The sequence below is a fragment of the Gilliamella sp. wkB195 genome, from assembly GCF_001690445.1.
Lineage (GTDB): Bacteria > Pseudomonadota > Gammaproteobacteria > Enterobacterales > Orbaceae > Gilliamella > Gilliamella apicola_E.
In genome coordinates, this window is the sequence record NZ_LZGP01000034.1 from 61,943 (window position 1) to 88,150 (window position 26,208).

22 protein-coding genes are annotated in these 26,208 nt (G+C 38.1%); 6 read left to right on the forward strand and 16 right to left on the reverse strand.

The annotated features are described in order from the left end of the window. Positions 1–99 precede the first annotated feature (99 nt). Positions 100–2,463 (reverse strand): membrane-bound PQQ-dependent dehydrogenase, glucose/quinate/shikimate family, encoded by a 2,364-nt coding sequence (locus tag A9G08_RS09095; protein ID WP_065563390.1) that lies wholly within the window; start codon positions 2,461–2,463, stop codon positions 100–102. A 1,062-nt stretch (positions 2,464–3,525) separates the two neighbouring features. Between A9G08_RS09095 and A9G08_RS09100 the strand changes: the two genes are divergently transcribed. Continuing rightward, positions 3,526–4,827, forward strand: coding sequence for a hypothetical protein (locus tag A9G08_RS09100; protein WP_065563391.1), 1,302 nt, complete (start codon positions 3,526–3,528; stop codon positions 4,825–4,827). 299 nt (positions 4,828–5,126) lie between these two features. Here A9G08_RS09100 and ilvA read toward each other — a convergent pair whose 3' ends face one another. The 5 genes from ilvA to ilvG form a co-directional block, all read right to left on the reverse strand. Further along, entirely contained in the window at positions 5,127–6,659 is a 1,533-nt protein-coding gene (gene ilvA, locus A9G08_RS09105) for a threonine ammonia-lyase, biosynthetic (protein WP_255305745.1), read from the reverse strand. 1 nt (position 6,660) lies between these two features. Continuing rightward, complete coding sequence (gene ilvD, locus A9G08_RS09110; protein ID WP_065563393.1) at positions 6,661–8,511, reverse strand: dihydroxy-acid dehydratase; 1,851 nt, start codon at positions 8,509–8,511, stop codon at positions 6,661–6,663. Between the two features lie 114 nt (positions 8,512–8,625). Then, positions 8,626–9,555 carry a branched-chain amino acid transaminase gene (locus A9G08_RS09115; RefSeq protein WP_065563394.1) on the reverse strand — a complete coding sequence of 310 codons (930 nt, stop codon included), beginning with the start codon at positions 9,553–9,555 and terminating at the stop codon, positions 8,626–8,628. A 141-nt stretch (positions 9,556–9,696) separates the two neighbouring features. Next, positions 9,697–9,927 (reverse strand): acetolactate synthase 2 small subunit, encoded by a 231-nt coding sequence (gene ilvM, locus A9G08_RS09120; protein ID WP_065563395.1) that lies wholly within the window; start codon positions 9,925–9,927, stop codon positions 9,697–9,699. A 3-nt stretch (positions 9,928–9,930) separates the two neighbouring features. Continuing rightward, the gene (ilvG, locus tag A9G08_RS09125) at positions 9,931–11,607 is read right to left on the reverse strand and encodes an acetolactate synthase 2 catalytic subunit (RefSeq protein WP_065563396.1); all 1,677 of its coding nucleotides are present in this window, start codon (positions 11,605–11,607) and stop codon (positions 9,931–9,933) included. A gap of 449 nt (positions 11,608–12,056) precedes the next feature. On the opposite strand from ilvG, the gene A9G08_RS09130 reads away from it, so the two are divergent. The 3 genes from A9G08_RS09130 to A9G08_RS09140 all read left to right on the forward strand — a co-directional run bounded on the left by A9G08_RS09130 (position 12,057) and on the right by A9G08_RS09140 (position 14,199). After that, a complete protein-coding gene (locus A9G08_RS09130) occupies positions 12,057–12,500 on the forward strand; it encodes a hypothetical protein (RefSeq protein ID WP_065563397.1) in 444 nt (147 codons plus the stop codon). Positions 12,501–12,527: 27 nt separating this feature from the next. Further along, a complete protein-coding gene (locus A9G08_RS09135) occupies positions 12,528–13,034 on the forward strand; it encodes a hypothetical protein (RefSeq protein WP_065563398.1) in 507 nt (168 codons plus the stop codon). Positions 13,035–13,329: 295 nt separating this feature from the next. Beyond that, positions 13,330–14,199 (forward strand): SDR family oxidoreductase, encoded by an 870-nt coding sequence (locus A9G08_RS09140; protein ID WP_065563399.1) that lies wholly within the window; start codon positions 13,330–13,332, stop codon positions 14,197–14,199. 54 nt (positions 14,200–14,253) lie between these two features. Here the strand turns inward: A9G08_RS09140 and A9G08_RS09145 are convergent, their stop codons facing one another. From A9G08_RS09145 to A9G08_RS09170, 6 genes are all read right to left on the reverse strand, one after another. After that, entirely contained in the window at positions 14,254–15,489 is a 1,236-nt protein-coding gene (locus A9G08_RS09145; protein WP_065563400.1) for an MFS transporter, read from the reverse strand. A 265-nt stretch (positions 15,490–15,754) separates the two neighbouring features. After that, complete coding sequence (locus A9G08_RS09150; protein WP_065563401.1) at positions 15,755–16,867, reverse strand: ribosomal protein uL16 3-hydroxylase; 1,113 nt, start codon at positions 16,865–16,867, stop codon at positions 15,755–15,757. Beyond that, entirely contained in the window at positions 16,860–17,642 is a 783-nt protein-coding gene (locus A9G08_RS09155; RefSeq protein ID WP_065563402.1) for a YchF/TatD family DNA exonuclease, read from the reverse strand. Before A9G08_RS09155 ends, A9G08_RS09150 begins: the two co-directional genes overlap by 8 nt. A 12-nt stretch (positions 17,643–17,654) precedes the next feature. Further along, entirely contained in the window at positions 17,655–18,833 is a 1,179-nt protein-coding gene (gene lapB / locus A9G08_RS09160; RefSeq protein WP_065563403.1) for a lipopolysaccharide assembly protein LapB, read from the reverse strand. Between the two features lie 6 nt (positions 18,834–18,839). Next, complete coding sequence (locus tag A9G08_RS09165; RefSeq protein ID WP_065563404.1) at positions 18,840–19,136, reverse strand: LapA family protein; 297 nt, start codon at positions 19,134–19,136, stop codon at positions 18,840–18,842. Positions 19,137–19,210: 74 nt separating this feature from the next. Beyond that, a complete protein-coding gene (locus tag A9G08_RS09170; RefSeq protein WP_065563405.1) occupies positions 19,211–19,924 on the reverse strand; it encodes a phosphatase PAP2 family protein in 714 nt (237 codons plus the stop codon). Positions 19,925–20,026: 102 nt separating this feature from the next. On the opposite strand from A9G08_RS09170, the gene ribA reads away from it, so the two are divergent. Further along, positions 20,027–20,626 carry a GTP cyclohydrolase II gene (ribA, locus tag A9G08_RS09175; RefSeq protein WP_065563406.1) on the forward strand — a complete coding sequence of 200 codons (600 nt, stop codon included), beginning with the start codon at positions 20,027–20,029 and terminating at the stop codon, positions 20,624–20,626. 80 nt (positions 20,627–20,706) lie between these two features. On the opposite strand, the gene A9G08_RS11910 is transcribed toward ribA, so the two are convergent. The 4 genes from A9G08_RS11910 to zipA form a co-directional block, all read right to left on the reverse strand. Beyond that, entirely contained in the window at positions 20,707–20,838 is a 132-nt protein-coding gene (locus A9G08_RS11910; RefSeq protein ID WP_218058461.1) for a tautomerase family protein, read from the reverse strand. Positions 20,839–20,904: 66 nt separating this feature from the next. Then, the gene (gene luxS, locus A9G08_RS09185; RefSeq protein ID WP_065563407.1) at positions 20,905–21,420 is read right to left on the reverse strand and encodes an S-ribosylhomocysteine lyase; all 516 of its coding nucleotides are present in this window, start codon (positions 21,418–21,420) and stop codon (positions 20,905–20,907) included. 67 nt (positions 21,421–21,487) lie between these two features. After that, positions 21,488–23,554 carry an NAD-dependent DNA ligase LigA gene (gene ligA / locus A9G08_RS09190; RefSeq protein WP_065563408.1) on the reverse strand — a complete coding sequence of 689 codons (2,067 nt, stop codon included), beginning with the start codon at positions 23,552–23,554 and terminating at the stop codon, positions 21,488–21,490. A gap of 168 nt (positions 23,555–23,722) precedes the next feature. Further along, positions 23,723–24,631 carry a cell division protein ZipA gene (zipA, locus tag A9G08_RS09195; protein WP_218058462.1) on the reverse strand — a complete coding sequence of 303 codons (909 nt, stop codon included), beginning with the start codon at positions 24,629–24,631 and terminating at the stop codon, positions 23,723–23,725. Positions 24,632–25,009: 378 nt separating this feature from the next. Here zipA and A9G08_RS09200 point away from each other — a divergent pair, with 378 nt between their 5' ends. Beyond that, positions 25,010–26,200, forward strand: a complete 1,191-nt coding sequence (locus tag A9G08_RS09200; protein WP_065563409.1) for an efflux RND transporter periplasmic adaptor subunit — start codon at positions 25,010–25,012, stop codon at positions 26,198–26,200. Positions 26,201–26,208 lie beyond the last annotated feature (8 nt).

Below are 26,208 nucleotides of genomic sequence, written 5' to 3' on the forward strand. Positions count from 1 at the left end.
AAACTGACTAGATTGTATTTTATTTGCCATTATATCGTTAAAACTAAACGATATAATGGCATTTCTAGATTAAGCTTATTTTATCTATTTTGCCAAAAACTATTTTTTATCTGGCAATGCATAAGCAATAACATAATCGCCACGCACAGGAGATTGTCTTGCGCCACTAGCTGAAATCACAATATATTGTTTACCTGTTTTTGGTGAGATATATGTTATTGGAGTACCTTGACTACCCACCGGTAATCTCGCTTTCCAAACTTCTTCACCGGTAACGGAATCAAAGGCTCTTAGGTAAAAATCTTGCGTAGCAGCAAAGAATAATAAACCGGATTTAGTCGCCATTGGTCCACCAATGGTCGGCATACCGATTGGAGCAGGTAAATGCATAGGTATACCTAAAATACCCGTATCCATAACAGTGCCTAAAGGTTTTTGCCAAACCACTTGACGTGATTTAAGATCAATAGCTGTCATTGTACCATACGGTGGTTTTTGGCATGGAACGCCAAGAGGTGAGGTAAATCTTAAACGCATTGCACCAAATGGTGTTCCTTTTTGTGGAACAATACCCATCTCAATCCCGCTTGAATTTTTCGGAATTTGATCTTGAGGAATCATCCAATTTTTCAAGCCAATACGCATATCATTAACAAACATTAAATTGTTTTGAGGATCAACTGCCACGCTACCCCAGTTCATACCACCCAACGATCCTGGATATTGTAACGTTTTAGTCATACCCGGCGGAGTGAACAGACCATGATATTCAGAACCAACAAAGTCAATACGACAAAGAAGCTGATCATATGGTGTTGCTCCCCACATATCGAACTCAGTTAAGGTTTCATTACCAATTGAAGGCATCCCCACTGAAAATGGTTGAGTCGGAGAATAATATTCACCCGGAACATTACCTTGCGGAACTGGTTTTTCTTGGACTTCTGCAACAGGTTTACCCGTTACGCGATCAAGCATAAAAATTTGACCTGATTTTGTGGTTTGCACAATGACTTTTGTCACGCCACCATTTTCATTTGGAATATCATAAAGTAATGGTTGGGAAGGTAAATCATAATCCCATAAATCATGATGAGCCGTTCTAAATGTCCAACGAATTTGTCCTGTTTTACGTTCTAAAGCCACAATAGACGAATTAAAATCATCATCATAATGAGTTCGACCACCACCAAAAAAGTCTGGGGTTGCATTACCGGTTGGAGCATAAACAAGATCGAGCTCTGGATCGTAAGCCGTTGTTGCCCAAACGTTAACGGTACCGCGAGTATAGGTTTCATTTGCAGGTGGTACATCGGTAATATTTGGATTACCCGGATCCCACGCCCAAACCAAATTACCGGTATGAACATCAAAAGCTCGAACTACCCCGCCAGGTTCATTGATTGAAAAGTTATCGGCAACCCGTCCACCAACAACAATAACATCTTTGGCTACTAACGGTGCAGCAGTCGGTTCATAATAGCCAGGCGGAATATCACCCATATTTTTCTTAAGATCCACAACGCCTTTATCACCAAAATCTTCACATAATTTACCGGTATTGGCATCGATTGCCATTAAACGGGCATCAATAGTGTTCATAATGATTCTAGCTGAACAAGTCGCATTACTATTGCTAACATTATCTAAACTATCTTCATAATAAGCTAAGCCTCGACAACGCTCCCAGTTTGGAGTTGATGCTTTAGGATCATAGCGCCATTTTTGTTGACCTGAATCTGCATCTAAAGCAATCACAATATTTGTTGGGGTGCAGAGATAAACATTTTGGCCAATTTGTAATGGCGTATTTTGATCTTCCGGACCTGAACCGCTGTTATAAGGCACATAACCGGTACGATAAGTCCATGCGACTTGAAGATCTTTTACATTCTCTTTGTTAATTTGATCCGCTCCGGAAAAACGCGTCCCTTTAGTGGTATTCGCATATTGTCTCCAATCAAGCAGATTGTCTGTAGGTTTCAATTGATTGTTGGCTAAAGGTACTGCATTTTTAATCACATTATGTTCCTGGAACATAAATCCGAGCGAAACACAAAGCGCAACAAAAATAAAAATACCGACAGCATACCCACCTTTGCCAGCTTTATTATCGCCTGTTTCATGTTTCTTTAATGTTGGATAAGCAAATGCAATAAGCATTGCAAAACCACCAAATACCATTAAACGAGAAAATAACGGCCAGAACTGCAAACCAACTTCATATAATGCCCAAACAATTGTTAAGGCATAAGCTAAAGCATAAAGCCATGCACCTTTAGTGTTTTGCTTAAATAAAAGAAATGAGGAAACGATTTGCACCAACCCCATTAATAAAAAATACCAACTACCACCAACGGCAACAAGTCGCACACCGTTAATGGTCAAAAACAGCCCGCTGATTAATAAAATTGTGGCAACAAGCCATAAATAAAATTTTTTAGCACCATTTATCTTTATCATGAATAATCCTTATACTTAATATTAATCTTACTATTGATTAAATTTCTCAGTTTAATTTGACGATGTTTAATGAGTAATGGTAGAAAATGACGGGGGTAAAAGAAGAACTCCTTAATTATTTATCATCATCCATTAACAAGGCAAAAACTTGTCTGATAAATATGTAATTAATATGCTCTCAATAATTGAGAAAAACAATAGGGAAAAGAAAATTTTTTTAGACTATTTTGCAACTAAAATTTGAGTATTTTAATATCCAAAAATAATAAACTTTATGGTTAAAAATCAAATTATTAGCATAAAGTTAACGTATGCTTTTATCATATAAAGCATATTAGTCTGATTGAATGTTTTGCCAGTTTAAACAAACTGAAAGGATTTCTTGATTTTTTTATAACTCAAAAAAGTTGAGGAGCAGGTTTTTTAGGTTATAAATTCTACTTTAAAAAGTTATTAAATGATCAAAACGACGATTTTAAACACTAAAATAAAATTTTTCAGGATCAACATACCAAATTTTAAAGATTTGTAATTGCAATATATTTAATTAAAACAGTAATTAACCAATTAATAGTCAGATCCTTTTTAGATCATATTTACGAAAGCTAACGTAATTGAGTGAAAAAAAGTGTTGCATCGTGTTTTTCCAATCACTATACTTTTTACACGGTTTTAGTTAAGAAACTAAAATTTAATGTAAAAGTATAAAATTTCAAATAAATCATAAAATTACTTGACAGGATTGTCGCAAATGTTTTATAATTTCCAACAGGCAACAGGCAACAGGCAACTTGGCTAACCTCTAATTTAAATTCGTCTAAGTTCAGCTTCCAACGTTCATTTTACACCGAGATTTATTTTTCCACGCAATTATGTGGAATTCTGCGAATTATCGCGCGATCCGCTTTTCGATCCTCTTATTCTTTTAAATTATCTTGGTGGATTCTTTTAGGTTCGGTTATTTTACATCCTTTTTCTAGCTTCGCATTAACTTCACAGACTACAAAAAATCCGATTCAAGGTAGCGCGCCTTATTTAACCTTTGATGGTGGTCGTACTCGTGTGGTTGATACTGATGCTCTGCTTGGGATTACGTTATCTAATGGTGTTAAATACACGCCTTCAACTAATACTTCCGTTACAACGCCAATCGTGTTGCCTGTTGCGGGTCAAAGTTTTGCTGATATTGATATGTTGGTTCCTGCTTATACTAATTCAGTCGCTTTAAGCTCTCTTATCGGCCCACCTTATAATTATTGGGGAGATGATGATGGCGATACTGACGTTACAGCTACTGGTAGTTTAAGTTTATCTATCGTTGATAAAAATAATCAACCCGTCACGCGTCATACTGTTCCAGATATTTGCAAGGCGCCTTATCAGGTTAAATTAGCTAGCACTGACGGTACATTGAGTACTCGTTATGGCGTTCCAAGGAGTCGTAGTTTCAGCGCAAGTAATGTTACTTATTATATCAATCCACAAGCAGGGGCTGTGGTTTGTTTTGCTAGGCCTAACTTAATATATTTAATTATTGAGAATGAATATCATTATTTTAATCACGTATCTGGTCCTGCTTCTATTTGGAACCCTGCTAAGGGTTTTTTACTTCAATCAATTACGCCGTCATCTTATGGTTTAAATTTTCCAACTACTGGCGCTAACAATTTGTATTTTGACTTAGACATTGCTGGTAGTAATCAGGCTTTATCTTGGGCTCCTGTCTCGCATGATGGCATCACTGCTACTATGACTAGTTCTACAGCGACAGGCGTACGCGTCACTTTAACTGGGCCGGTTTTAACTAAATTCGGACGGAATTCTAGCAATTTTGCTGTTGAGATTCCTGTAATTAAGCCGCCTACTTTGCCACAAACATTCGAGTTAGTCGGTCGCGATAATAGTGGTAAAGCTGTCATTAAATATGGTTTTGTATTAAAGCAGTGGTTTTATCCTTCTAACAAAGCTTATACTTATGATAAAGCATCATCTATCTGTAGTGACCAGCATTTACGTTTAGCTACGGTTAAAGATTTAACTAATGCTTCTTGTAATGGGATAAATTCTCGTAGTGAGTGTAAAGGTGCCGTCGGCGCAATACCTTCATCACCTAATAATTACTTTCAGCGTATAATTGGTGCAGGATTGTTTAGTGAGTGGGGCTCAACGCACTCATATAATAACATCGGTTTTTTTGACCTCAGTTACTACTGGACTAGTGATGGAATAATGCCTCCTTTAAAAGGCCGTAAATCATCAATAACTCCTACTCAGAACCGTAAATTTGCCGTTAGCCCGAGAAATGGTTCGATAACACGTTTTTCCATTAAGAGTTCTAATCCCATGCTCTGTGTCTCGCCTTAGCCTTTTTAATTTCTTGAAAGAGGGAATAGGGGGAGGAACTATAGCGTTAAAAAGTGTAGTTTAGTCATATAGTTAATGATGAAATGCGATTTTGTAGAGATGCTTGAACTACCTGATATGAGGATTAATTTCTAGACGTTTTGAAGAAAAAAGTTGAGGAGCGGGGTTTTTGAGTCATTGATCTGACTAAAATTAATCCAATCTTTTTATCAATAATAAAATAGCATGGTTAATAATTAGTTAATCGTTAATCTATAATGTGTTGAGACAAAATCCGCCCCCTGATTGGGGCGGTTGAATTATTTACCGGTTAAGAATAGTTTAAGTGAAGGATTTTCTGTTTCGTTATTAAAACCGTAATCCAATTCAGTTAAATGTTTGGTAAAGGTGCTATGGCTGGCGTTGTCGATTTCAAAGGCGGCTAGCACGCGACCATAATCGGTGCCGTGGCTACGGTAATGGAACATTGAGATATTCCAATTGGTACCCAAGGTTTGTAAGAATTTGAGTAGTGCGCCTTGTGATTCAGGGAATTCAAAGCTGTAGACTTGTTCATTAATCGGTTGGCACGGTTTGCCACCAATCATGTAACGGACATGCAGTTTTGCCATTTCGTCATCAGTTAGATCAACAACTTGATAACCGGCTGCGGTCAGTTCTTGCATGATTTCGTCTTTTTCGTTGCTTTTGGCAATTTTAACCCCAACAAACACGCAAGCTGATTTGTCGTCATGATAGCGGTAGTTGAATTCGGTCACAGCACGACCACCAAGCAGTTGGCAGAATTTGAGGAAGCTGCCTTTTTGTTCTGGAATCGTGACCGCTAACAGGACTTCGCGTTTTTCGCCTAGCTCGCAACGTTCTGATACGTAGCGTAGGTTGTGGAAGTTCAAGTTGGCACCGGATAGAATATGGGCTAAGTTTTCACCACAGATGTTGTTTTGTTCAACATATTTTTTCATTCCCGCTAACGCCACTGCGCCAGACGGTTCGGCAATGGCGCGCACATCGTCAAATAGATCTTTAACTGCTGCACAAATTTCGTCACTATCGACAGTGATTATGTCGTCGATATATTGCTGGCAAAGTCTAAATGTTTCGTCACCAATGCGTTTTACCGCGACGCCTTCAGCAAATAAGCCCACGCGATCAAGATCAACGGGATGACCGGCAATGAGTGCTGCTTTTAGGCAGGCATCGTCTTCAGGTTCAACCGCAATGACTTTAATTGATGGCATGATTTGTTTGATCAATACGGCAATACCGGCTGCAAGCCCTCCCCCCCCAACGGGGACAAAGATGCGGTCAAGTTTGGCATTTTGCTGCAGTAGTTCCATGGCGATACTGCCTTGCCCTGCTATGACAAGGGGATGGTCGAAAGGGGGAATAAATATACGGTTTTGTTCTTTGGCTAATTCCATTGCTTTGGCTTTGGCTTCATCAAAGTTGGCTCCATAAAGTAGCACTTCTCCACCAAATCCTTTTACCGCTTCGACTTTAATATCTGCTGTGGTTAATGGCATGACAATGAGGGAATTGATGCCTAATTTTGTGGCTGAAAATGCGACACCTTGCGCATGATTGCCGGCTGATGCAGCAATTACGCCACATTTACGTTCTTCCGGCGTTAGGCTGGCAATCATGGCTTGCGCGCCCCGTATTTTGAAACTGTGAACGAGTTGGCGATCTTCTCGCTTAACAAACACTTGGTTTTTTAGGCGTGAGGAGATTTTTTCCATATATTCTAGCGGTGTCACTTGAGCGACATCGTATACCGCACTACATAGCGTGGCTTTTAGATAATCAGCGCCGGTTAGTTTGTTATTATTCACGTTAACCACCTAGTTTACTTTTATCACGCACCGCACCTTTGTCAGCACTGGTTGCTAAGCTTGCATAAGCTTTTAGTGCGTATGAGACATAACGGTTACGGTTATGAGGTGTAAAGGCTTTATCACCGCGAGTGAGTTCAGCTACGCGTCGACGTTCTAATTCATCTTCAGGTACGAGGATGTTTAATTTTCGATTTGGGATGTCGATATCGACGATATCTCCATCTCGAACTAAACCAATCACGCCACCATTGGCGGCTTCTGGCGATATGTGACCAATGGATAAGCCTGATGAACCACCAGAGAATCGACCATCGGTAATTAATGCACAAGCTTTGCCAAGACCCATTGATTTTAGGTAGCTGGTTGGGTAGAGCATCTCTTGCATCCCTGGTCCACCTTTTGGTCCTTCATAGATAATGACGACTACATCACCTTCAACGACTCGACCACCTAAGATTGCATCAACAGCATCTTCTTGGCTTTCATAGACTTTAGCTGGACCACGGAAGACTAAGTTTTCAGCAGCGACACTTGCTGTTTTGACGATTGCGCCATCTTCGGCTACGTTACCGTATAGGGTTGCTAGTCCGCCATCTTGGCTGTAGGCATGAGCTTTGTCGCGGATACAGCCATTTTGGCGATCGTCATCAAGCGAATCCCAGTAACAATCTTGTGAGAAAGCTTTGGTAGTGCGAATACCTGCCGGACCACTGCGATACATTTTTTTGATTTCTTCGTCAGTGGTTTGGGTGATGTCGTATTTTGCAAACGTTTCTTGTAAGTTTAGACCAAGCACGTTGTGGACATTGCGGTTAAGTAATCCGGCTTTGTCTAACTCTGATAATATTGAGACAACCCCACCTGCGCGGTGTACATCTTCCATATGATAAATGGCAGTACTTGGCGCTACTTTACATAGGTGAGGGACTTTGCGAGATAGTCGGTCAATGTCTGACATGGTGAAGTCGATTTCACCTTCTTGTGCAGTGGCAAGTAAGTGCAATACGGTATTGGTTGAACCACCCATGGCAATATCGAGCGACATGGCATTTTCGTAGGCCGCTTTAGTGGCTATTGATCGCGGTAAGTACGAATCATCATCCTGTTCGTAATAACGTTTGGTGATTTCAACAATGCGTTTAGCGGCATTTAAGAAGAGTTTTTCACGCTGTTTGTGTGTCGCAACCAGTGAACCATTACCCGGTAATGATAAACCTAATGCTTCAGTTAAGCAGTTCATTGAGTTAGCAGTAAACATACCTGAGCATGATCCGCAAGTTGGACAAGCCGATTGTTCAATTGCTTCACTATCGGCATCGCTAACATTTGGATTGGCACTTTGGATCATGGCATCAACTAGGTCGAGTTTGATGATTTTATCTGATAGTTTGGTTTTTCCCGCTTCCATTGGTCCGCCTGAAACAAAAACGGTTGGAATGTTTAAGCGCAGTGAAGCCATTAACATGCCGGGGGTGATTTTGTCACAGTTTGATATGCAGATCATGGCATCAGCACAATGGGCGTTAACCATGTATTCTACTGAATCGGCAATCAGTTCTCGTGAGGGTAGTGAGTAAAGCATACCGCCATGCCCCATGGCGATACCGTCATCGACAGCAATTGTGTTAAATTCTTTGGCAATGCCACCACATGCTTCAATTTCTTTTGCTACCAGTTGACCAATATCTTTTAAGTGAACATGACCCGGTACAAATTGTGTGAATGAGTTAACCACCGCGATAATGGGTTTACCAAAGTCTTCATTTTTTACGCCTGTTGCACGCCATAAAGCGCGGGCGCCCGCCATGTTGCGACCTTCAACCGAGGTTGCTGAACGATATCTAGGCATTTGTTGCTCCCAATTTTTTTATGCAAGCGACCGATTTCTTTCGGTACGTATTTCTATGATTAATAAATCGTTAAATAATGACGACACCGCAGTTTTTGCTGCGGTGTATTTATTTTATTTAATTGGATCTAACCAACCGTATTTGTCTTCAGTTTTGCCATTAAATAATCCGAAGAATGTTTGTTGGATTTTCTTCGTGATTGGGCCACAACGACCAATACCAACTTGGATTCGGTCAACACTACGTACTGGTGTGATTTCGGCAGCGGTACCAGTCATAAATACTTCATCAGCTAGATAGAGTGATTCACGTGATAGAGTTTGTTCACGTACTTCAATGCCTAGATCATGTGCAAGCTTGATGATTGCATCACGTGTGATGCCTGGTAGTGCTGATGATGATAGTAATGGGGTAAATAATATGCCATCTTTGACGATAAATAGGTTTTCGCCAGAACCTTCAGAAAGCTGACCGTTTACGTCTAATGCGATGCCTTCTTGGAAGCCATTAGCTCGCGCTTCTGATCCGATAAGAAGTGATGATAAGTAGTTACCACCCGCTTTAGCTGCTGCTGGGATAGTGTTTGGTGCAAAACGGTTCCATGATGATACCATTGCGTCAATACCTTGTTCTAACGCATCTTCACCAAGGTAGGCTCCCCAAGGGAATGCTGCAATCATAACATCAGTTTTGTAACCCGCAGGCGGAATAACGCCCATACCAACATCACCAATAAAGACTAATGGGCGAATGTAGGCACTTTTTAGGTTATTTTTTTTGATGACTTGGCGAGTGGCTTCCATGATCTCTTCAAGAGAATAAGGGACAGGAAAACGATAAATTTTGGCTGAGTTTAGTAAGCGTTGTGCGTGTTCTTTATGGCGAAAAATTGCTGGGCCGTTGTTAGTTTCATAACAACGAACACCTTCAAATACTGAAGTTCCATAGTGTAGGGCGTGTGACATTACGTGTATTTTTGCATCAGCCCATGGAACCATTTCGCCATTTAGCCAAATATAATCAGATTTTGCTGTAGTACCCATTTTTTGTTTTCCTCTTAAATTTACTTTTATTAAGCATGTATTTTGCTTTTATTAATTTGTGCATTATACATAACTTTGTTTAACTGCTATAGTTTATTAATTTAATTTGTCTTTTTTACAAAAGAATCTATTTGTTCTTTACTACGCTACCGTTATCACATCCTCCAATTTGGTAATTTGGTTTTGCAGTGACGATAGCGTTCGTTCGGTTGTTAATGTCAGTGTCAAGGTGAATAATTGATTGTCAATTGATTGCATTTGCATCTGTTCGATATGGCCTCCACGGTGGCGAACAACGCGTAATATGCGTTCAAGTGAACCCAATTTATCATTGGCAGTTATGGTAAATTGATGTGTCGCTTTTTGATTCATCACTTACTCCTTGTTACTTTTATCTAACATGTTTTCGTTTGCCGCGCCCGGTGGTACCAGTGGCCATACGTTTTCTAGCTCATCGATACATACGTGCAGTAGATAAGCACCTTTCGAATTGAATAGGTTATCGAGTGCGCCTTCGATTTCCGATTTTTTGCTGATGGTTTGCCCTGGTATATCAAAGGCTTTGGCTAGCATTAAAAAGTCGGGGTTATCTGATAAGTTGGTTTCGCTATATCTTTCATTAAAAAATAGCTCTTGCCATTGCCTTACCATGCCTAGGCGTTGGTTATCAATAAGAACGATTTTGACGGGTAATTTTTTGCGTTTGATCGTTGTTAATTCTTGTACATTCATCATGAATGAGCCGTCACCCGATACGCAAATTACCATGTCGTTTGGTCTAGACATTTGTGCGCCAACTGCCGCTGGTAATCCAAAGCCCATAGTGCCAAGCCCACTTGAGGTAATAAAGTTTTGTGGGTGGGTAAAGGACATGTGTTGCGCTGTCCACATTTGGTGCTGACCTACGTCGGTGGTGATGACGGTGTTAGCTGGTTTGCGTTCAGAAATGCGTTTGAGCAGTGCTGGCGCATAAATGGCGTCACCCGGATGATCATAACGTGTTGGATGCTGGGCTTTCAGTTGTTTTATTTTGTTATGCCAGTCATCAATTGAGACCGTTTGGTTAAGCATCGGTAATACGTGTTTAATATCACCTTGTAATCCTAAATGGGTTTGGCGTAGTTTGTTGATTTCGGACTGATCAATATCGACATGGATCACTTTTGCATGTTTAGCAAATTCGTTAAGTTTGCCAGTAACGCGGTCGTCAAATCTAACGCCTAAAGCGATCAGTAAGTCACACTCTTGTACAGCTAAGTTAGCCGCTTTGGCGCCGTGCATCCCGATAAGCCCTAAGTAATAAGGGTTGTTCAGGTCAGCAACGCCAAGTCCTTTTAAAGTCGATACGCTTGGGATTTGGGTTAGCGTCATAAATTCGCGTAGTTCATTGATAGCACCAGAAAGCCCAACACCGCCACCAATATAGAGCATCGGTTTTTTGGCTTGGCTGATCATTTGTTTGGCTTGTTTTATCTCATCAGGTGAGATTGGGTAGAGTTGAGCATTATCAGAAGGCGTTTTTATGGATGTTGGCGTTAAATAGGTTTGGTAATCATAGTCGGCAAGCTGGATATCTTTCGGGATGTCAATTAATATTGGTCCCGGCCTGCCCGAATTTGCTAAGTTGAAGGCCTCTTGTAAGGTATTTGGCAACTGGGTGGCATCATCTATTAAATAACTATGTTTGGTGCACGCTAAAGATAATCCTAAAACGTCAACTTCTTGGAAGGCATCAGTGCCTATAAGTGTCGTTGGAACTTGGCCGGTTAGTGCAATAATTGGTACAGAATCAATTAATGCATCCGCAAGGCCGGTAATTATATTGGTTGCACCGGGGCCTGATGTGGCAATGCAAACGCCAATTTTGCCGGTGGCACGGGCATAACCAATGGCTGCCATGGCTGCGCCTTGTTCGTGACGGCAAAGTACGTGTTCAATTCCACCATCATAAAGCGCATCGTATAGAGGCATAATTTGACCACCAGGATATCCAAAAACGGTAGTAATGCCTTTTTCTTTTAAGGTTTTTACAATCCACTGTGTTCCTAACATTCATTCCTCACTTTTTGCTTAGCCATTTGTTCAAAAAAAAACCCCCGCTTTTTTGTGGCGGGGGTTTTGAAATATGATGACCATATATTTAACTCAAAAGACGCCCCCGCGTTGGAATAATGACCACGCTAATGTTAATGAGGACGACGATGAGTGAAAAGTTCATTTGTAATTATTTCGTTAATTCTTTAAAAATATTTATCCAAAATACTCGTTTTAAAAAAAAGTGCAACAATTTTTTTGTTGTTTTTTTTAAAAGCATCATCAATTCATTTATATGTTCGTTAAAAAAAGTTGAGGAGCGGGGTTTTTGATGATTTTAATAGGATTGTTTTGGCTTTTTAATGAAGGTTGGTGTATAACTATTGTTCATCTTTCCCAAATTGCTTTGAGCATTTTTTAACTCTTTATTCATAATTATTATTTATTCCGTTATGTGAGATATCATTATGAAAATATTTAAATTGCTAGCGTTTTTTGTGATGAGTTTTTTGCTGTTAAGTTGTGATAATGCTAAAAAAAATACCCCAGTTGAAAATGATTCCCTTGCAGCAATACAAAATTCGATGATTGAGCCTATGAAAAAAGCCTTACCCATTGAGGTTGATGAGTTAACGACTTTGGTTGGCGTTGAGAAGGATAAGGATCGTAATATCATCAATTATCAATATGATGTTAAAAATACGCCAGAGCATACGATGTTGTTACCCAGTACGCTCGATACGATTCGCCAAGCACTTTTTAGTGCTTATTGTGAAAACACGGAGGATATGCAACAATTGAAAACGGCGTTCCCGGATGGAGCATACTATCATTATTTTATTGATAATAAAGAGATTGTTGTGGTTGAATTAACGCCAGCCGATTGTCAGACAAAAGGTAGTCGGCAATAGCTTCTATTGATTATGGATGAGTGAAGAATGATAACAATTATTTTTTTATTGCTGCAATTAAGTTTTGAGTATTCACAGTATAGCGATAAAGGGATTGATAAGCTTGTGGACACTATTGGTACTGAAAAAACCCAGAGATTAGTACAACTCATCGATGAATATCCTGATAAAAAGCACCTAGATTTCGATAATAAGACTGATGAGTCAGATTATTATAGAGAGGCTGCCATCAGCGTAGTTAAAAAAATCTTACCCATCACTTTAGATGAATACACAACTTTATCCGATGTTAACGCTGAAGGTAATGTTGTCGTTTATAAATATGAAATTAATGGGATCACTCCAGACGAATTTCTTTTACCCGATATTAGGGAATTGGTTAAAAAGGCTATTGTTGAATCTTATTGTTCCGATTCACCTCAAATACGTAAATTGAAGAAATATTTTAATGAGGGGGCTAAATATACGTATTACATTGATGGTAAAAGGATTCTTATTGTTGATGTTACGACTGATTGTTCTTTCAAAAAATAGCTATCATTAATTCTGCATTACTAGCTTAATGTATATTTATTTGTTACACTGTGTTTGGTGTTTAATTTTTCACCCATCATGGTTTTAGCATTTGTTGTTTTTGTCCTCGCTAAACCATCCAAGTATGTTATTTTTCTCGTTATCAATGATTTTATTTTTCACAGTATAGTTAATTGAATTAATTAAGTATTTTAACGATATAAAATATACTCGACAATAGGATTTTGTGATTATTAATTGATTCTATTATGTTAAATTTGAATTTAAATGCATGTTTAACTTAGGAGAATATTGTATGAGTAACCATAAATACTATCATGAGAAATTTCCTAAACAAAAACAAAATCCACCTGGTTTGCAATATGAGATGAAACCAGTTCCTGATTGTGGTGAGGAAAGTTATCAAGGTCATCAACGTTTAGAAGGTCTAAAAATGTTGGTGACCGGTGGTGATTCAGGTATTGGCCGCGCAGCAGCTATTGCGTATGCAAGAGAAGGTGCTGATGTTGCAATTAATTATTTACCAGCAGAACAAAAAGATGCCGAAGATGTGGCTAAAATCATTGAGTCTGCGGGTCGAAAGGCTGTGCTTATCCCTGGTGATTTAAGCGATGAGTCATTTTGTAAAAAATTAGTTGAAGAAGCGCATAAAAAATTAGGTGGACTTGATAATTTAACCTTGGTAGCTGGTAAGCAAACTGCGGTAGAAGATATTATGCATTTGTCTACTGAGCAAATCAAAAAAACGTTTGAAATTAATGTGTTTTCACTATTTTGGGTAACTAAAGCGGCATTAGGTTATTTAAAATCTGGCTCGACGATTATTACCACTTCTTCTGTGCAAGCTTATCAACCAAGTGGCAATTTGTTGGATTATGCTTCAACCAAGACAGCGATTATTGCATTTACTCGTGGCTTATCTGCTCAATTAGGTAGTAAAGGTATTCGAGTAAATAGTGTAGCGCCAGGTCCGGTTTGGACGCCATTACAAATTTGTGGTGGTCAGCCAAGCGAGGCGATTCCTGAGTTTGGTAAACAGACTCCATTACAACGTGCAGGACAACCTGTTGAGCTTGCGGGTGTTTATGTGCATTTGGCATCGGAAGAGTCAAGCTATACCACTGGTGAAGTTTATGGTGTTACTGGCGGTATGCATATCAATTAATTTGAGGTAAACATGATTTAGAAAGGGCTTTTTAAGCCCTTTTTTTATATATCGCTATTCTAATGCTTTGCCTTTGGTTTCTGGTATTAAGAATATAAAGGCGGCAGCGGATAATAGGTAAGCGCCTGATAGTAGTGCTAATGCATAACTGATTGAGTAGATGGTTGCTAAGTAAGCAATCAGTACTTGCGATACGCCAGCAATCCCACGACCGACGTTAAAAATAATGTTTTCAGCACTTGAGCGCGCATCAGTCGTGTAGTGTTCAGCTAGTAATGCACCATATCCACCCATCATGCCGTTCACAAAAAAGCCAATCACTGAGCCAAATAGAATTAAAATGGCAACCTCTTTTTGTTGGAAGTAGAACCAGATTGATACGGCGGAAATCAATAAAAATACGATGTATGAAGGTCGGCGTCCAAATTTGTCACATAACCAACCAAAAATTAAGATCCCTAATGACATGCCGATAGTTGTTGAGATAGTCCAAAACATGGTGTTTTTGAAAGGTAAGTGATATTCAGAAGCGATCATGTTTGGCATCCAAACCATTATGCCATAAAAGCCAAAATTTTGTACTGCACAGGCAATGGTTAATCCGATAGTTGTTGCGGTGATTCTCGGGTTTTTAAATAGTTTGCCTATGGCAATTTTGTTTTTATTTTGGTCTTTTAGATTTTGCCAGATTTCAGGCTCTTTAAGTCCTTTACGCGTCCAAGCAACAAATAGCGCTGGTAATACTCCCATCGCAAATGCCCAGCGCCATCCGTGTGCTTCACCAATAAAATTGACAGTTAGTGTTGCAAGGATGATACCGGCTTGGAAGCCTAGTGCGACAATTGAGGTTGCCCTTGAGCGCTTGTGCTTTGGCCAGCTTTCCGAAACTAGCGTCATGCCGATACCAAATTCACCACCTAGACCCAGTCCACTTAGAAAACGAAAAATGAGGAAGCATTCATAATTAGGTGAGATAGCACAAAGACCGGTGAATAATGAGAAGATTAGGATTGTCCATGAAAATACTCTGACTCGTCCATATTTATCAGCAAGAATTCCAAAAAAGATTCCGCCTAATACGGCCCCTAATAATGTGCCTGACGTCAAGGTGCCAAGGTCAGCATTAGTTAGGTTGAAGGTGACGGCAATTAGGCTAAAACAGACACCTAAAATCATCATATCTAAGCCATCTAATGCATAACCTACTGTTGATGCAAATAGGGTTCGTTTTTGATAGGGGGTAGTTTGTTCACTTTCAGCGTGCTCGGCCTGGTTTACGTTAGTGTTCATGTTTACCTCAAGTTATTTATAATGGATAAGCATTTATTATTAAATGAAGGCGGGAATTCAAAACGGGGGCAAGTATATACTTAAAAATGATAAAAATCCAAATGAAAAGCCGAAATTCGTGGGTTTTATTCTGTTTATTTCTATTTTGGCGAAATTATTCGACTAATTCTGATAAATATCTAATTTTTGAGACAAATTAGCCGATAATTTCACCATTTTGTGGTTTTTTCGATGACTTTTTTAGTCAATAGTTTTTGAGCGAAATTTATTCTTCGTCAAAATACCAGTAACCAAGATTAACAAATTTCAACATGACATTTAGGGTTTGTTCATCTTGTAATTGTTCGTAGTAAAGTACATCGGTTTCACATAATAGGTCGATGGTTTCCATGGGTAGTGGTATTTTTTTACCGTTGATATAAGCCGTATCCTCTATTTTTACAATACGTATACTTGGTACACGATAGAGTTCAGCGCCAGATTTTAGGATTTCTTCAAATTCATCTAGCTCATATGAGGGATCAACTGGGATGATGTTGAGATCATGCATAGGAATAGTGATGTGTTTACCAAACCAGTCATTGAATAAGTCTGGGTTTTTGATAAGGTCGATCATTTGTCCTTGTAGTTTTTCTAATTCATATGGTTGGATTCGATAAGGATCATTTGGTAATTTTAAGTCTGGGTCTTGATAGAAGATGCCATTGGGTAAGTTATCAATCACATAATCAGCAAAACCACTGAGTAGTTCTTGTGATGTTTGAGTTCTAAATCCTACGGAGTAGCTGAGCGATTCTCCAATTGATACCCCATTATGTGGAAAGCCAATTGGAATATATAAAATATCACCCGCAGTGATTTCTTCATCAATAATTGGCTCATAATCTTCTACATGCAGTAGCGCTTTGTGAGCACTGAACTGTTTGTAATTAGGATTACGATCACCAACCTGCCAACGACGGCAACCTTTGCCTTGGATAATAAAGACATCATAATTATCAATATGAGGTCCAACGCCTGCACCTTGTGTGGCATAGGAGATCATTAGGTCTTCAAATTGCCATTGAGGAATACATTTGAATGGTTCAACTAATGTGGCTGCTTGTTCATGCCAATGGTCAACTGCTTGTACAAGGAGGCTCCAATGGTCTTGACCTAGGTGACTATAATCGATAAATGGACCGTAGGCGGCGTCCCATATGCCATTTTTGTTGGTAACGATTCGGCTTTCAATTTCTTCTTCCATGGCAAGGCCAGCTAGTTCTTCTGGGGTGATTGGATCGATAAAGTTGCTAAAAGCATCACGCAAGATGACCGGCTTTTTTTGCCAATAATTGGTTAAAAAATCATCCCAATCGATAGTTAATTTGTTACTCATTGAATGCCCCTTGTAGATTAAATAATTGACAAAAGTTAGTGGTTGTTTGTTTTGCAATTTTTTCTAGAGATACGCCTTTTAATGCCGCCAAGTAATTAGCCACTTCCCGAACATAAGCGGGTTGGTTTTCTTTCCCGCGATAAGGAACGGGGGCTAAATAAGGCGAATCAGTTTCAATCAATATGCGATCTAATGGAACATATCTTGCTACTTCTCGTAACAGTTCGGCATTTTTAAAGGTAATGATGCCAGAAAATGAGATATAAAAGCCAATATCTAATAAGGCTTTGGCCGTATCAATATCTTCAGTAAAGCAATGTAGTACACCGGAATAAGCTTGCTCTTCTTTTAGGAGTTTTAGGGTGTCTTGCTTGGCATTCCGAGTGTGAACAATGATCGGTTTTTTTAGTTGCTTGCCTAATTTTATATGTTCAATAAAGTTGGCTTGTTGCAATTCAATATTATCTTGTTGGTAGTAATAATCCAAACCTGTTTCACCTAAAGCGATAACATTGTCTTCTTGAGCAAGGCGAGCAAAACGTTCGGCATCGTAGGGCTCATCATCCAAATTGAGTGGGTGAATTCCACATGAAAATGAGCACTGTTTTTGGTATGGCATGAGCATTGTTTTCATCGATTCATAGCCTGAAAGTGTGGTTGCCACGCTTAGGCAATGTTTCACCTCGTTGTTTTGTGCTTCTTGCAATACGCTATCAATCGATTTGTTTGTATAGTCCAAACTGTCTAGATGACAGTGCGAATCAATTAGAAACATATTTTACTCTTTTTAATTATCTGAATGATGTTCGAAATCTCGAACTGGTTTTATGGTTGACCATGAGCGACAGCTCGGACATAGCCAATAGAGGGTGTTAACCGTAAATCCACATTTTTGGCAACGGTAATTGGGAACTGATTTTATTTGTTCACCAACCATGTTTCGAAGTAGTAATAAGCTCTCTTTAGCTTTTCCTTGTTCAGCATCGGCAACATGGTAATCCATTAAGCGATAGAATCCTTTTAGATTTGGGTGTTTTAATAATTCACGATAAAGGTAATATTGCGCTGCATCGAGTCCATTGTCTTTTTCAACAATGTCGGCTAGCATCAATTCGGCAACATTGCCAGTATCTTGTTTGACACAAATTTCGAGGAATTGTTTAAATAACTGAGGTTGATTAAGTTTTGCGTAACATGCTTTTAATAATGGTAACGCTTCACCGATTAATGCTTTATCTTGATTTAATATTTGTTGGAAAGACTCGATTGCTTGTTCAGCTTTATCTTGCGCCATAAATACTCGACCAAGCATTAATGATGTTCGTGCACAATTAGCGTCCGCAGCCGCTGATTTTTTTAGTAAAGTGTAAGCTTGATCCAAATCATTATTAGCAATAGCGATGGCAGCAAGCTCACAATAAAATTGGGCTATTTCGATTTTGTATTTTACATTACCAAGTTTGACCAGTCTGGTGGCAGCGTTAATTGCGTTATTCCATTCGCTAGTTGATTGATATATGATTAGCAGTTGTTGTAAGGCATGTTGTTGAAAGTCTTCTTCGTCGATTAGCTGTAAAAACATCTCTTCTGCGCGATCGTAAAAACCTGCCACCATGTAATCTCGACCAAGCTGTTGAATAGCTAATAGTCTTTGTTCAAAGGTTAATGAGGCGCTTTCCATTAATGCTTGGTGAATACGTATTGCGCGGTCTACTTCGCCTCGTGAACGGAATAAGTTACCTAAGGTAAGATGGGCTTCAAGTGTGCCTTCATCTTCTTTTAACATGTCAAGGAAGAGGTCAACAGCCTTATCTTTTTGGTTTGACAAAAGAAAGTTTAGACCATCTACATATTCTCGAGATAGTCGGTTAGATTCATTTAAATATTTTTGTTTGGCATTTCTATCGCCCATGTACCAGCCGTATCCAGCTGCTATGGGGAGTAATAGAAATAACAATTCAAACATAATTACCTATTTTTCTAATTTGGTTAAATTTTGATGCGTATTTTCATCATATTTTTTCTGTAATTTATTTAGTTTACGTTTTGTTGATGAGTGTTGGAATTTTGATTTTAGGAAGTAAATTCCAGTTAATATCCAACCAACTAAAAAGCCCGAACCAAATAAAATAGCAAGTAATACCGATAACCTAACTTCTGTTTTAGCAATTAAATAGTTGAAGGTGACTAATTGGTTATTAGCTGAACCTATTGTTATCGATATGGCGAAAATAAGAATTATCAATAAAATTGATATCACTAATTTCATAATTTTAACCTTTTTATTTTATTAAAAATCTCTAAATAACTAAAATTTTTTTGTAAAATTTGTTGTTTATAAAATCATCTGACTACTATATTCCATTTTCTAGCATAAAAACAGCTTATTAATGCAATTAACCAAGCAAGAACAACGCCTAATATAAGGTCATAAGCCGAATGCATACCCAATAATAGCCGACTTGTTTCAATCAGTGTTGACCAGACTACGATGGCGGTCACAATTATAAAATGTCGTCTAAAACTAAGTAATGTTATTGCTAAAAAAGCCCATGTTGCTGCAAATAATGTATGTCCAGATGGAAAAGCATAGCCTGTTTCTTGTTGCCAATGTTTTGACAACCAAGATGGTATTGTAGTTGTATTAGTCAGTAGCTGTTCTATGTTGGCTTTTCGTTCAGCTCTTGTTTGGGAATAAAATTGTTTGTCGCTAAAATGATACTCTTTAGCTAACCATAGAACATATGGTCTTGATTCAGCTGTTTGTTGTTTGATTAAACTTTTAATGATTTGTCCACCTAACATTGCGCTGACTAAAATTAACAATATTACTAAGATATTTTTTTTATTGGCCAATAGTAGACAGAACAGTAGAAAAAATAGTCCTGATGTGATTATTGCCCAAGGATAACTTGCTGTTTCGGTTATCCAAAAAAAATATTCAGATGAATTATTAAGTGCTGACGGTTGCCAATGCCAATTTACGACTATTACAGATAACGGTATAATTAGAAATAAGACTAATGCCGCTATTGTTTTTTTTATTACTAACCCCATTTAAAAACTCAATTAAGCATAAAATTTGATTTATTTTAACATGGAAGAACGATTTGTTTTTAAAAAATCTTATCTATGTGTTTACTAAATTTGGAGATAATAATGCAATTAAAACATGTTGCACAAGCCAAACTGCCAACACCATGGGGATGTTTTACCATTGTTGGTTTTGAAGAGATTGCAACAGGTAAGGATCATGTGGCATTAGTGTTTGGTGATATCAATGATGAAACGTCAATTTTGACGCGCGTTCATTCAGAGTGTTTAACCGGTGATGCGTTATTTAGTTTGCGTTGTGATTGTGGTTTTCAGTTAGAAGCCGCGTTAAAACAAATCGCTAAAGAAGGTAAAGGGATTTTAATTTATCATCGCCAAGAAGGGCGTAATATTGGGTTATTAAATAAGATCAGAGCCTATGCCCTTCAAGATCAAGGTTTAGACACGGTTGAAGCAAATGAGCAATTAGGGTTTGCGGCAGATGAGCGTGATTTTACTTTATGTGCCGATATGTTGACGCTGTTAGGGGTGTCAAAAATTCGTCTGTTAACGAATAACCCTGAAAAGATTAAAGTGCTTGAACAAGCAGGAATTCAGGTTACCGAGCGCGTTCCTTTAGAAGTAGGGGAGAACCCTAATAATGAGCATTATTTAGCAACCAAAGCCAATAAGTTAGGGCATTTGTTGCATTTGCATCATGGTTAGTTTTTGGAATTGAACGTTTTAAATTTAGACCTCAATATTGAATATTGAGGTTAATTTTTATGGGGCGATTAATCGTTTAATCAATCTTTGTCGCAACGAAGCACTCCTCCGTTGGCAATTTGGCCTTTAGACACTTCGTGCATGATAATTTGTACTGCTTCAGGTTTGCATTTGAGTGTTTCGACAATTGCATCTGTTATTCGTTTAGCCATTTCACGTTTTTGTTAGATGGTGCGTCCTTCTAAGAAGTCAATAACGACATTTGGCATAAATATCTCCTAATGATTAATTGTGGCAAGTTGTGCATCAGTTAATGCGATGTCTTGATTATGGCAAATACCAATACCGGATTGTATGATTTTTTCAGCAATCGCTTTTGCTTCCTCTAATGAGTGCATTGTATAAGTTCCACATTGATATTCGTTTAATTCTGGAATTTCTGATTGTGATTTTACATTTAGCACATCATGCATAGATTTTAACCAAGCATCAACTACCAACGATTCGTTAGGTTTACCAATTAAGCTCATATAAAAACCAGTACGGCATCCCATTGGGGATATATCTATAATTTCGACATTATCACTGTTTAAATGGTCGCGCATAAAGCCAGCAAATAGGTGTTCTAATGTATGAATCCCTTTTTCAGGTAATAGTGCTTTATTAGGAATGGTAAAGCGAAGATCAAATACAGTTATGTCATCACCTTTAGGGGTTGCCATGGTTTTAGCTATTCGCACAAAAGGTGCTTTCATTTTAGTATGATCGACTTTAAAACTGTCTAATAAAGGCATAATGTTCTCCTTAGTTTATAATCAAGCTATTTTGATTAATTAGCTCGATTTATTCCACCTTTTTTATTCATTGATTTAATAAATCTAACATTTCTTGTTCATCAATGACTTTTATTCCTAGCTCTTCTGCTTTGGTTAGCTTTGAACCGGCTGATTCACCCGCAATCACTAAGTCAGTTTTTTTAGAAACGCTTCCAGTAACTTTAGCACCGAGTTTTTTTAGTTTGTCTTTTGCTTCGTCACGGGTTAATTGTGATAATGTTCCGGTTAATACAATGGTTTTGCCCGAGAATGGTGAGTCAATTGTTAATGGTTGTACTTCGACATCAGGCCAATGTATACCGATTTCCGGACTGGTTAGTTGGTCAATGACATCACGATTATGGGGTTCTTGAAAAAAGTCGATAATACTTTCAGCGATTACTTCACCAACATCACTTATAGTTTGTAGTTGCTCTAATGATGCATTTTCAATTGCTGGTAAGTTACCTAATTGGTTAACTAAATTTTCAGCTGTGACTTCACCAACATTTGGTATGCCGAGGGCGAATATAAATCGATTTAAAGTGGTGTCTTTAGATTGATTTAATGCGTTAATTAGGTTGTTGGCTAATTTTTGTCCGACTTTGTCTAATGAACAAAGAATTGGTAAGGTTAGCTTGTAAAGGTCAGCCGGTGTTTTGACATAATCTTTGTCTACTAATTGTTCGATTATTCTATCACCGAGTCCATCAACGTTCATTGCCCGGCGAGATACGAAGTGTTTTAGGGCTTCTTTGCGCTGTGCTGGGCAAATCAATCCACCTGCACAACGAGAGATTGCTTCACCTTCATCGCGAACAATAAGGGAGCCACAAATAGGGCAGTGGGTTGGGAAGATGATTTCTTTGGTGTCAGCTGGTCGCCGATCTTGGATGACTGAAACAATTTGTGGAATCACATCACCTGCACGGCGTACAGTGACATAATCACCTTCTCGAATACCTAAACGTTCAATTTCATCACTGTTGTGGAGTGTTGCATTACTGACGATAACCCCTGCTACCGATACCGGCTCTAGTCTTGCTACTGGTGTTATGGCACCGGTACGACCAACTTGGAAGTCGACTTTTTTAAGCTGTGTTACTTCTTCTTGCGCTGGAAATTTGAATGCTGTGGCCCAACGAGGTGCACGCGCAACAAAACCAAGCTCTTGTTGTTGTGCAATACTGTTGACTTTGATAACTACACCGTCAATATCAAAATCAAGTGACATTCTTTCCACACCAATTTCATGAAAGTAGGCAAGTGCTTCTTGGACACCTTGGCGAATCTGGACTTTGTCGCTAACAGGTAAACCCCAAGCTTTAAATTGCATTAGACGGTCATAATGGTTATCAGGTAGAGTTGCGCCCTCATTAATGCCAACACCATAACAGAAAAAAGAGAGCGGTCTTTTGGCGGTGATTTTTGGATCTAATTGCCTTAATGAACCTGCGGCGGCATTCCGAGGATTTGCGAATGTTCTTTCCTTGCGTTTTTCCGCATCTGCATTTAATTTGGCAAAACCTTTGTGTGTCATAAAGACTTCGCCACGTACCTCTAATCGAGTAGGTATGTTTTCACCTTTTAATACCAGTGGAATAGTTCTTATGGTTTTTACATTTGAAGTTATATCTTCACCAGTAGTGCCATCGCCACGTGTTGCTGCTCGAACGAATCGTCCATTTTCGTATAATAAACTTACCGCTAACCCGTCAAGTTTTAACTCACAGCAGTATTCAACTGATTGGCTACTAGTAAGATGTAAGCGATCTTTTACCCTTTTATTAAAGGCATTAAAACTTAATTCATCAAATACATTATCAAGTGATAGCATCGGTAATTCATGTTTTACCGAGGCAAATTGTGACAGAGGTGTGCCTCCTACACGTTGTGTTGGTGAGTCGGATGTGATGAGTTCAGGGTGATTGTGTTCTAAATTTTGGAGTTGTTTTATTAATTTATCATATTCTACGTCGGGAATTTCTGGTGCATCAAGCACATAATAACAATATTCATGATGTCTTATCAGATTGCGTAAAGCAGTTATCTCTTCTGTTACCTCTTGAAGAGATTCAGAAAGATTTACTGAATTTTCAGTTATATTTGGCATGATTTTAAACTCTTAAATTAAAACTACAGTTTTAGAATTAGCAATAAAATAGTACGTAACTAAATTTAGTACAATAGGTATTGATAAATATAGTTTGTAAACCCACATAAACTAGCTATTTCACTAATTTTCATTAGTGAAATAGTTTTAAAAAAAGAGTTCTTGTGATTAAATTTCGTTACAAGCTTTTTTAATGCGTTCTTTATAACTATCAATCTTTTGTGGTGTCATCATGTGATGTTCATCATCAAGTACTACACCATTGACATCGTCAGCTATACGTTGCGCGGTTTGTAACATAAGTTTGAAGTTTTGTTGATTGTTACCATGAGTTGGCGCAACCATAAATATTGATACACCCGGTGTGGTAAATTCGTGCATGGTTTCAGGATCTAAATAACCTGGGCTAATCATGTTAGCTAAACTAAATAAAATTGGGCCATTGCCGGCAGGGTCAACATGGCGATGGAAAATTTGCATATCACCAAATTGGAATCCTGATTGCATTATGCTAGCTAACAGTACATCACCTTGTAATGATTTGCCATTTATACCGGTTACGTTTAAGACAATAATTTCAGTTTGGTTGTCTTCACCGACATCTAGTTTTTGATTGCTTTGTTCTTCTGATACTGGTTGAGCCGTTTTTTGAACTTCTTTAACCTTTGGTGTTACTGGCTCTTCAGCAAAAATTTCTTGTTGAAAGTTGATTGTAGGCTCGTTATCAGCCTTATCGTCAATTTCTTCGTCATTATTATTTGAAAATAGATCTTCTTGAAGAGGTAAATGCTCTTCCTCTTCTTCTTTCTCGGTTTCTTTAACGTTCTCTTCTTCAACTACTACTGACTCAACTGGCTTATTACTTTCATCCTGTTTATTTTTAGGTGTGAGTAATATTACATCGTCTTCTTCGCCGTAGATGTCTTCAAATTGTTGAGTATTTGGTGTGAATTTATCTTTTTTGCCTGATTTAAATAAAGAAGAACGTTCTTTTTTATTGATCCAGAGCCCATGAATCAATAATGCAATAATGACTAAGGACGCAATAACAATTAGAACAGTACGTAAATTATCCATAATACCCATCTCAGAATTAAATTAAATATAGATTTAAATTATTCAATAATATAATTGAAAAAAAAGGATTAAAAAATACCACAATTAAATTTTTTTACTTTTTATTCGTAAGCTAAATCCATACTTACTTATTACAGCACTAAAAATCAATTCGCATATATTACTTTATTTCTCCGAATAATCATAATATCAATCCCAATTTTTTTAATATTATTGCTTTGATATGGTTAAATTTAGTAAATTTTTAGAACTCTGTGCTATTAAGGTGTTAAGATACTTACAATCAATGCATATTTTTTGTAAAATCACCGATCACTTTTGAATGATTTCATTGTTTTTATTAAAAAATAATTATTAAGTTACCGAGGTCTTTTTTATATGAGATTTAATAAGCTATTACTTACGCTGGCATTATCTGGTCTATTGTTATTGACTGGTTGTGACAATAATCAATCCCAATCAGCTAATGGTCAATTACCTAAGGTAACTGTTTTTAAAGTCCAACCTTTAGATTATACCCTTAAAATTAGTTTACCGGGACGAGTTGTTGCATCGCAAATAGCTGAAATTCGACCACAAGTTAGCGGAATTGTGTTAAATCGTGAATTTGAAGAAAGTTCGAATGTTAAAGCTGGGCAATCACTTTATCAAATCGATCCCGCTATTTATCAAGCTAATTATGATAGTGCTGTGGCAAGTGTAGAAAGTGCGAAAGCTAATGCTAATATCGCGCAACTTACTTTAAAGCGTTATGCAGGACTATTAAATACTAAATCCATCAGCCAACAAGAATATGATAAAGCTGCTGCTGATGCTAAACAAGCTGAAGCAAGTGTTTTAGTGGCTCAAGCAGCAGAACACGCTGCGAAAGTTAATTTAGATTATACTAAAGTTTACTCACCAATTGATGGTTACATTGGTAAATCAAGTGTGACAGAAGGTGCGTTGGTATCTGCTGGGCAAGCTGCTCCACTTGCTTTAGTTCAACAACTTGATCCAATTTATGTTGATATGACTGAAGCGGCTACTCGCTATAATAAATATCTTCAAGATGAAAACATTGTTTATGAACCCGCTAAAGGCGATAACGTTGATCTGTTTTTTAATGATGGTTCTAAATACGCATTATCAGGTAGCATTAAATTTTCAGATATGACAGTTAATGAGACTACAGGTACTGTTACACTGCGTTCACAATTTTCAAATAGTGAAGGTAAAATTTTACCAGGTATGTTTGTCAAACCACAAATGACATTAGGTACAATTAAAAATGCAGTGTTAGTGCCTCAACAAGGTATTACTAGTAACCAAAAAGGCCAATATACGGCTAAGATTTTAAAACCAGATGGTGCAGTTGAGTATCGCCAAGATATTAAAATTTATACTGGTGTAGGTGGCTATTGGGTGGTAACTAGTGGAATTAATATCGGTGAAGAAGTAATTACAACAGGCCTGCTTAATTTAACTGGGGTTGAAACAGGAGCAGCTATGAATGCGGTTGCAGTTGGTAAGCCGGCTGAACTCACTCAAGAGCAGTTAGATAGTCTCATCAAAAACAGCGTGAAATAAGGTAGATT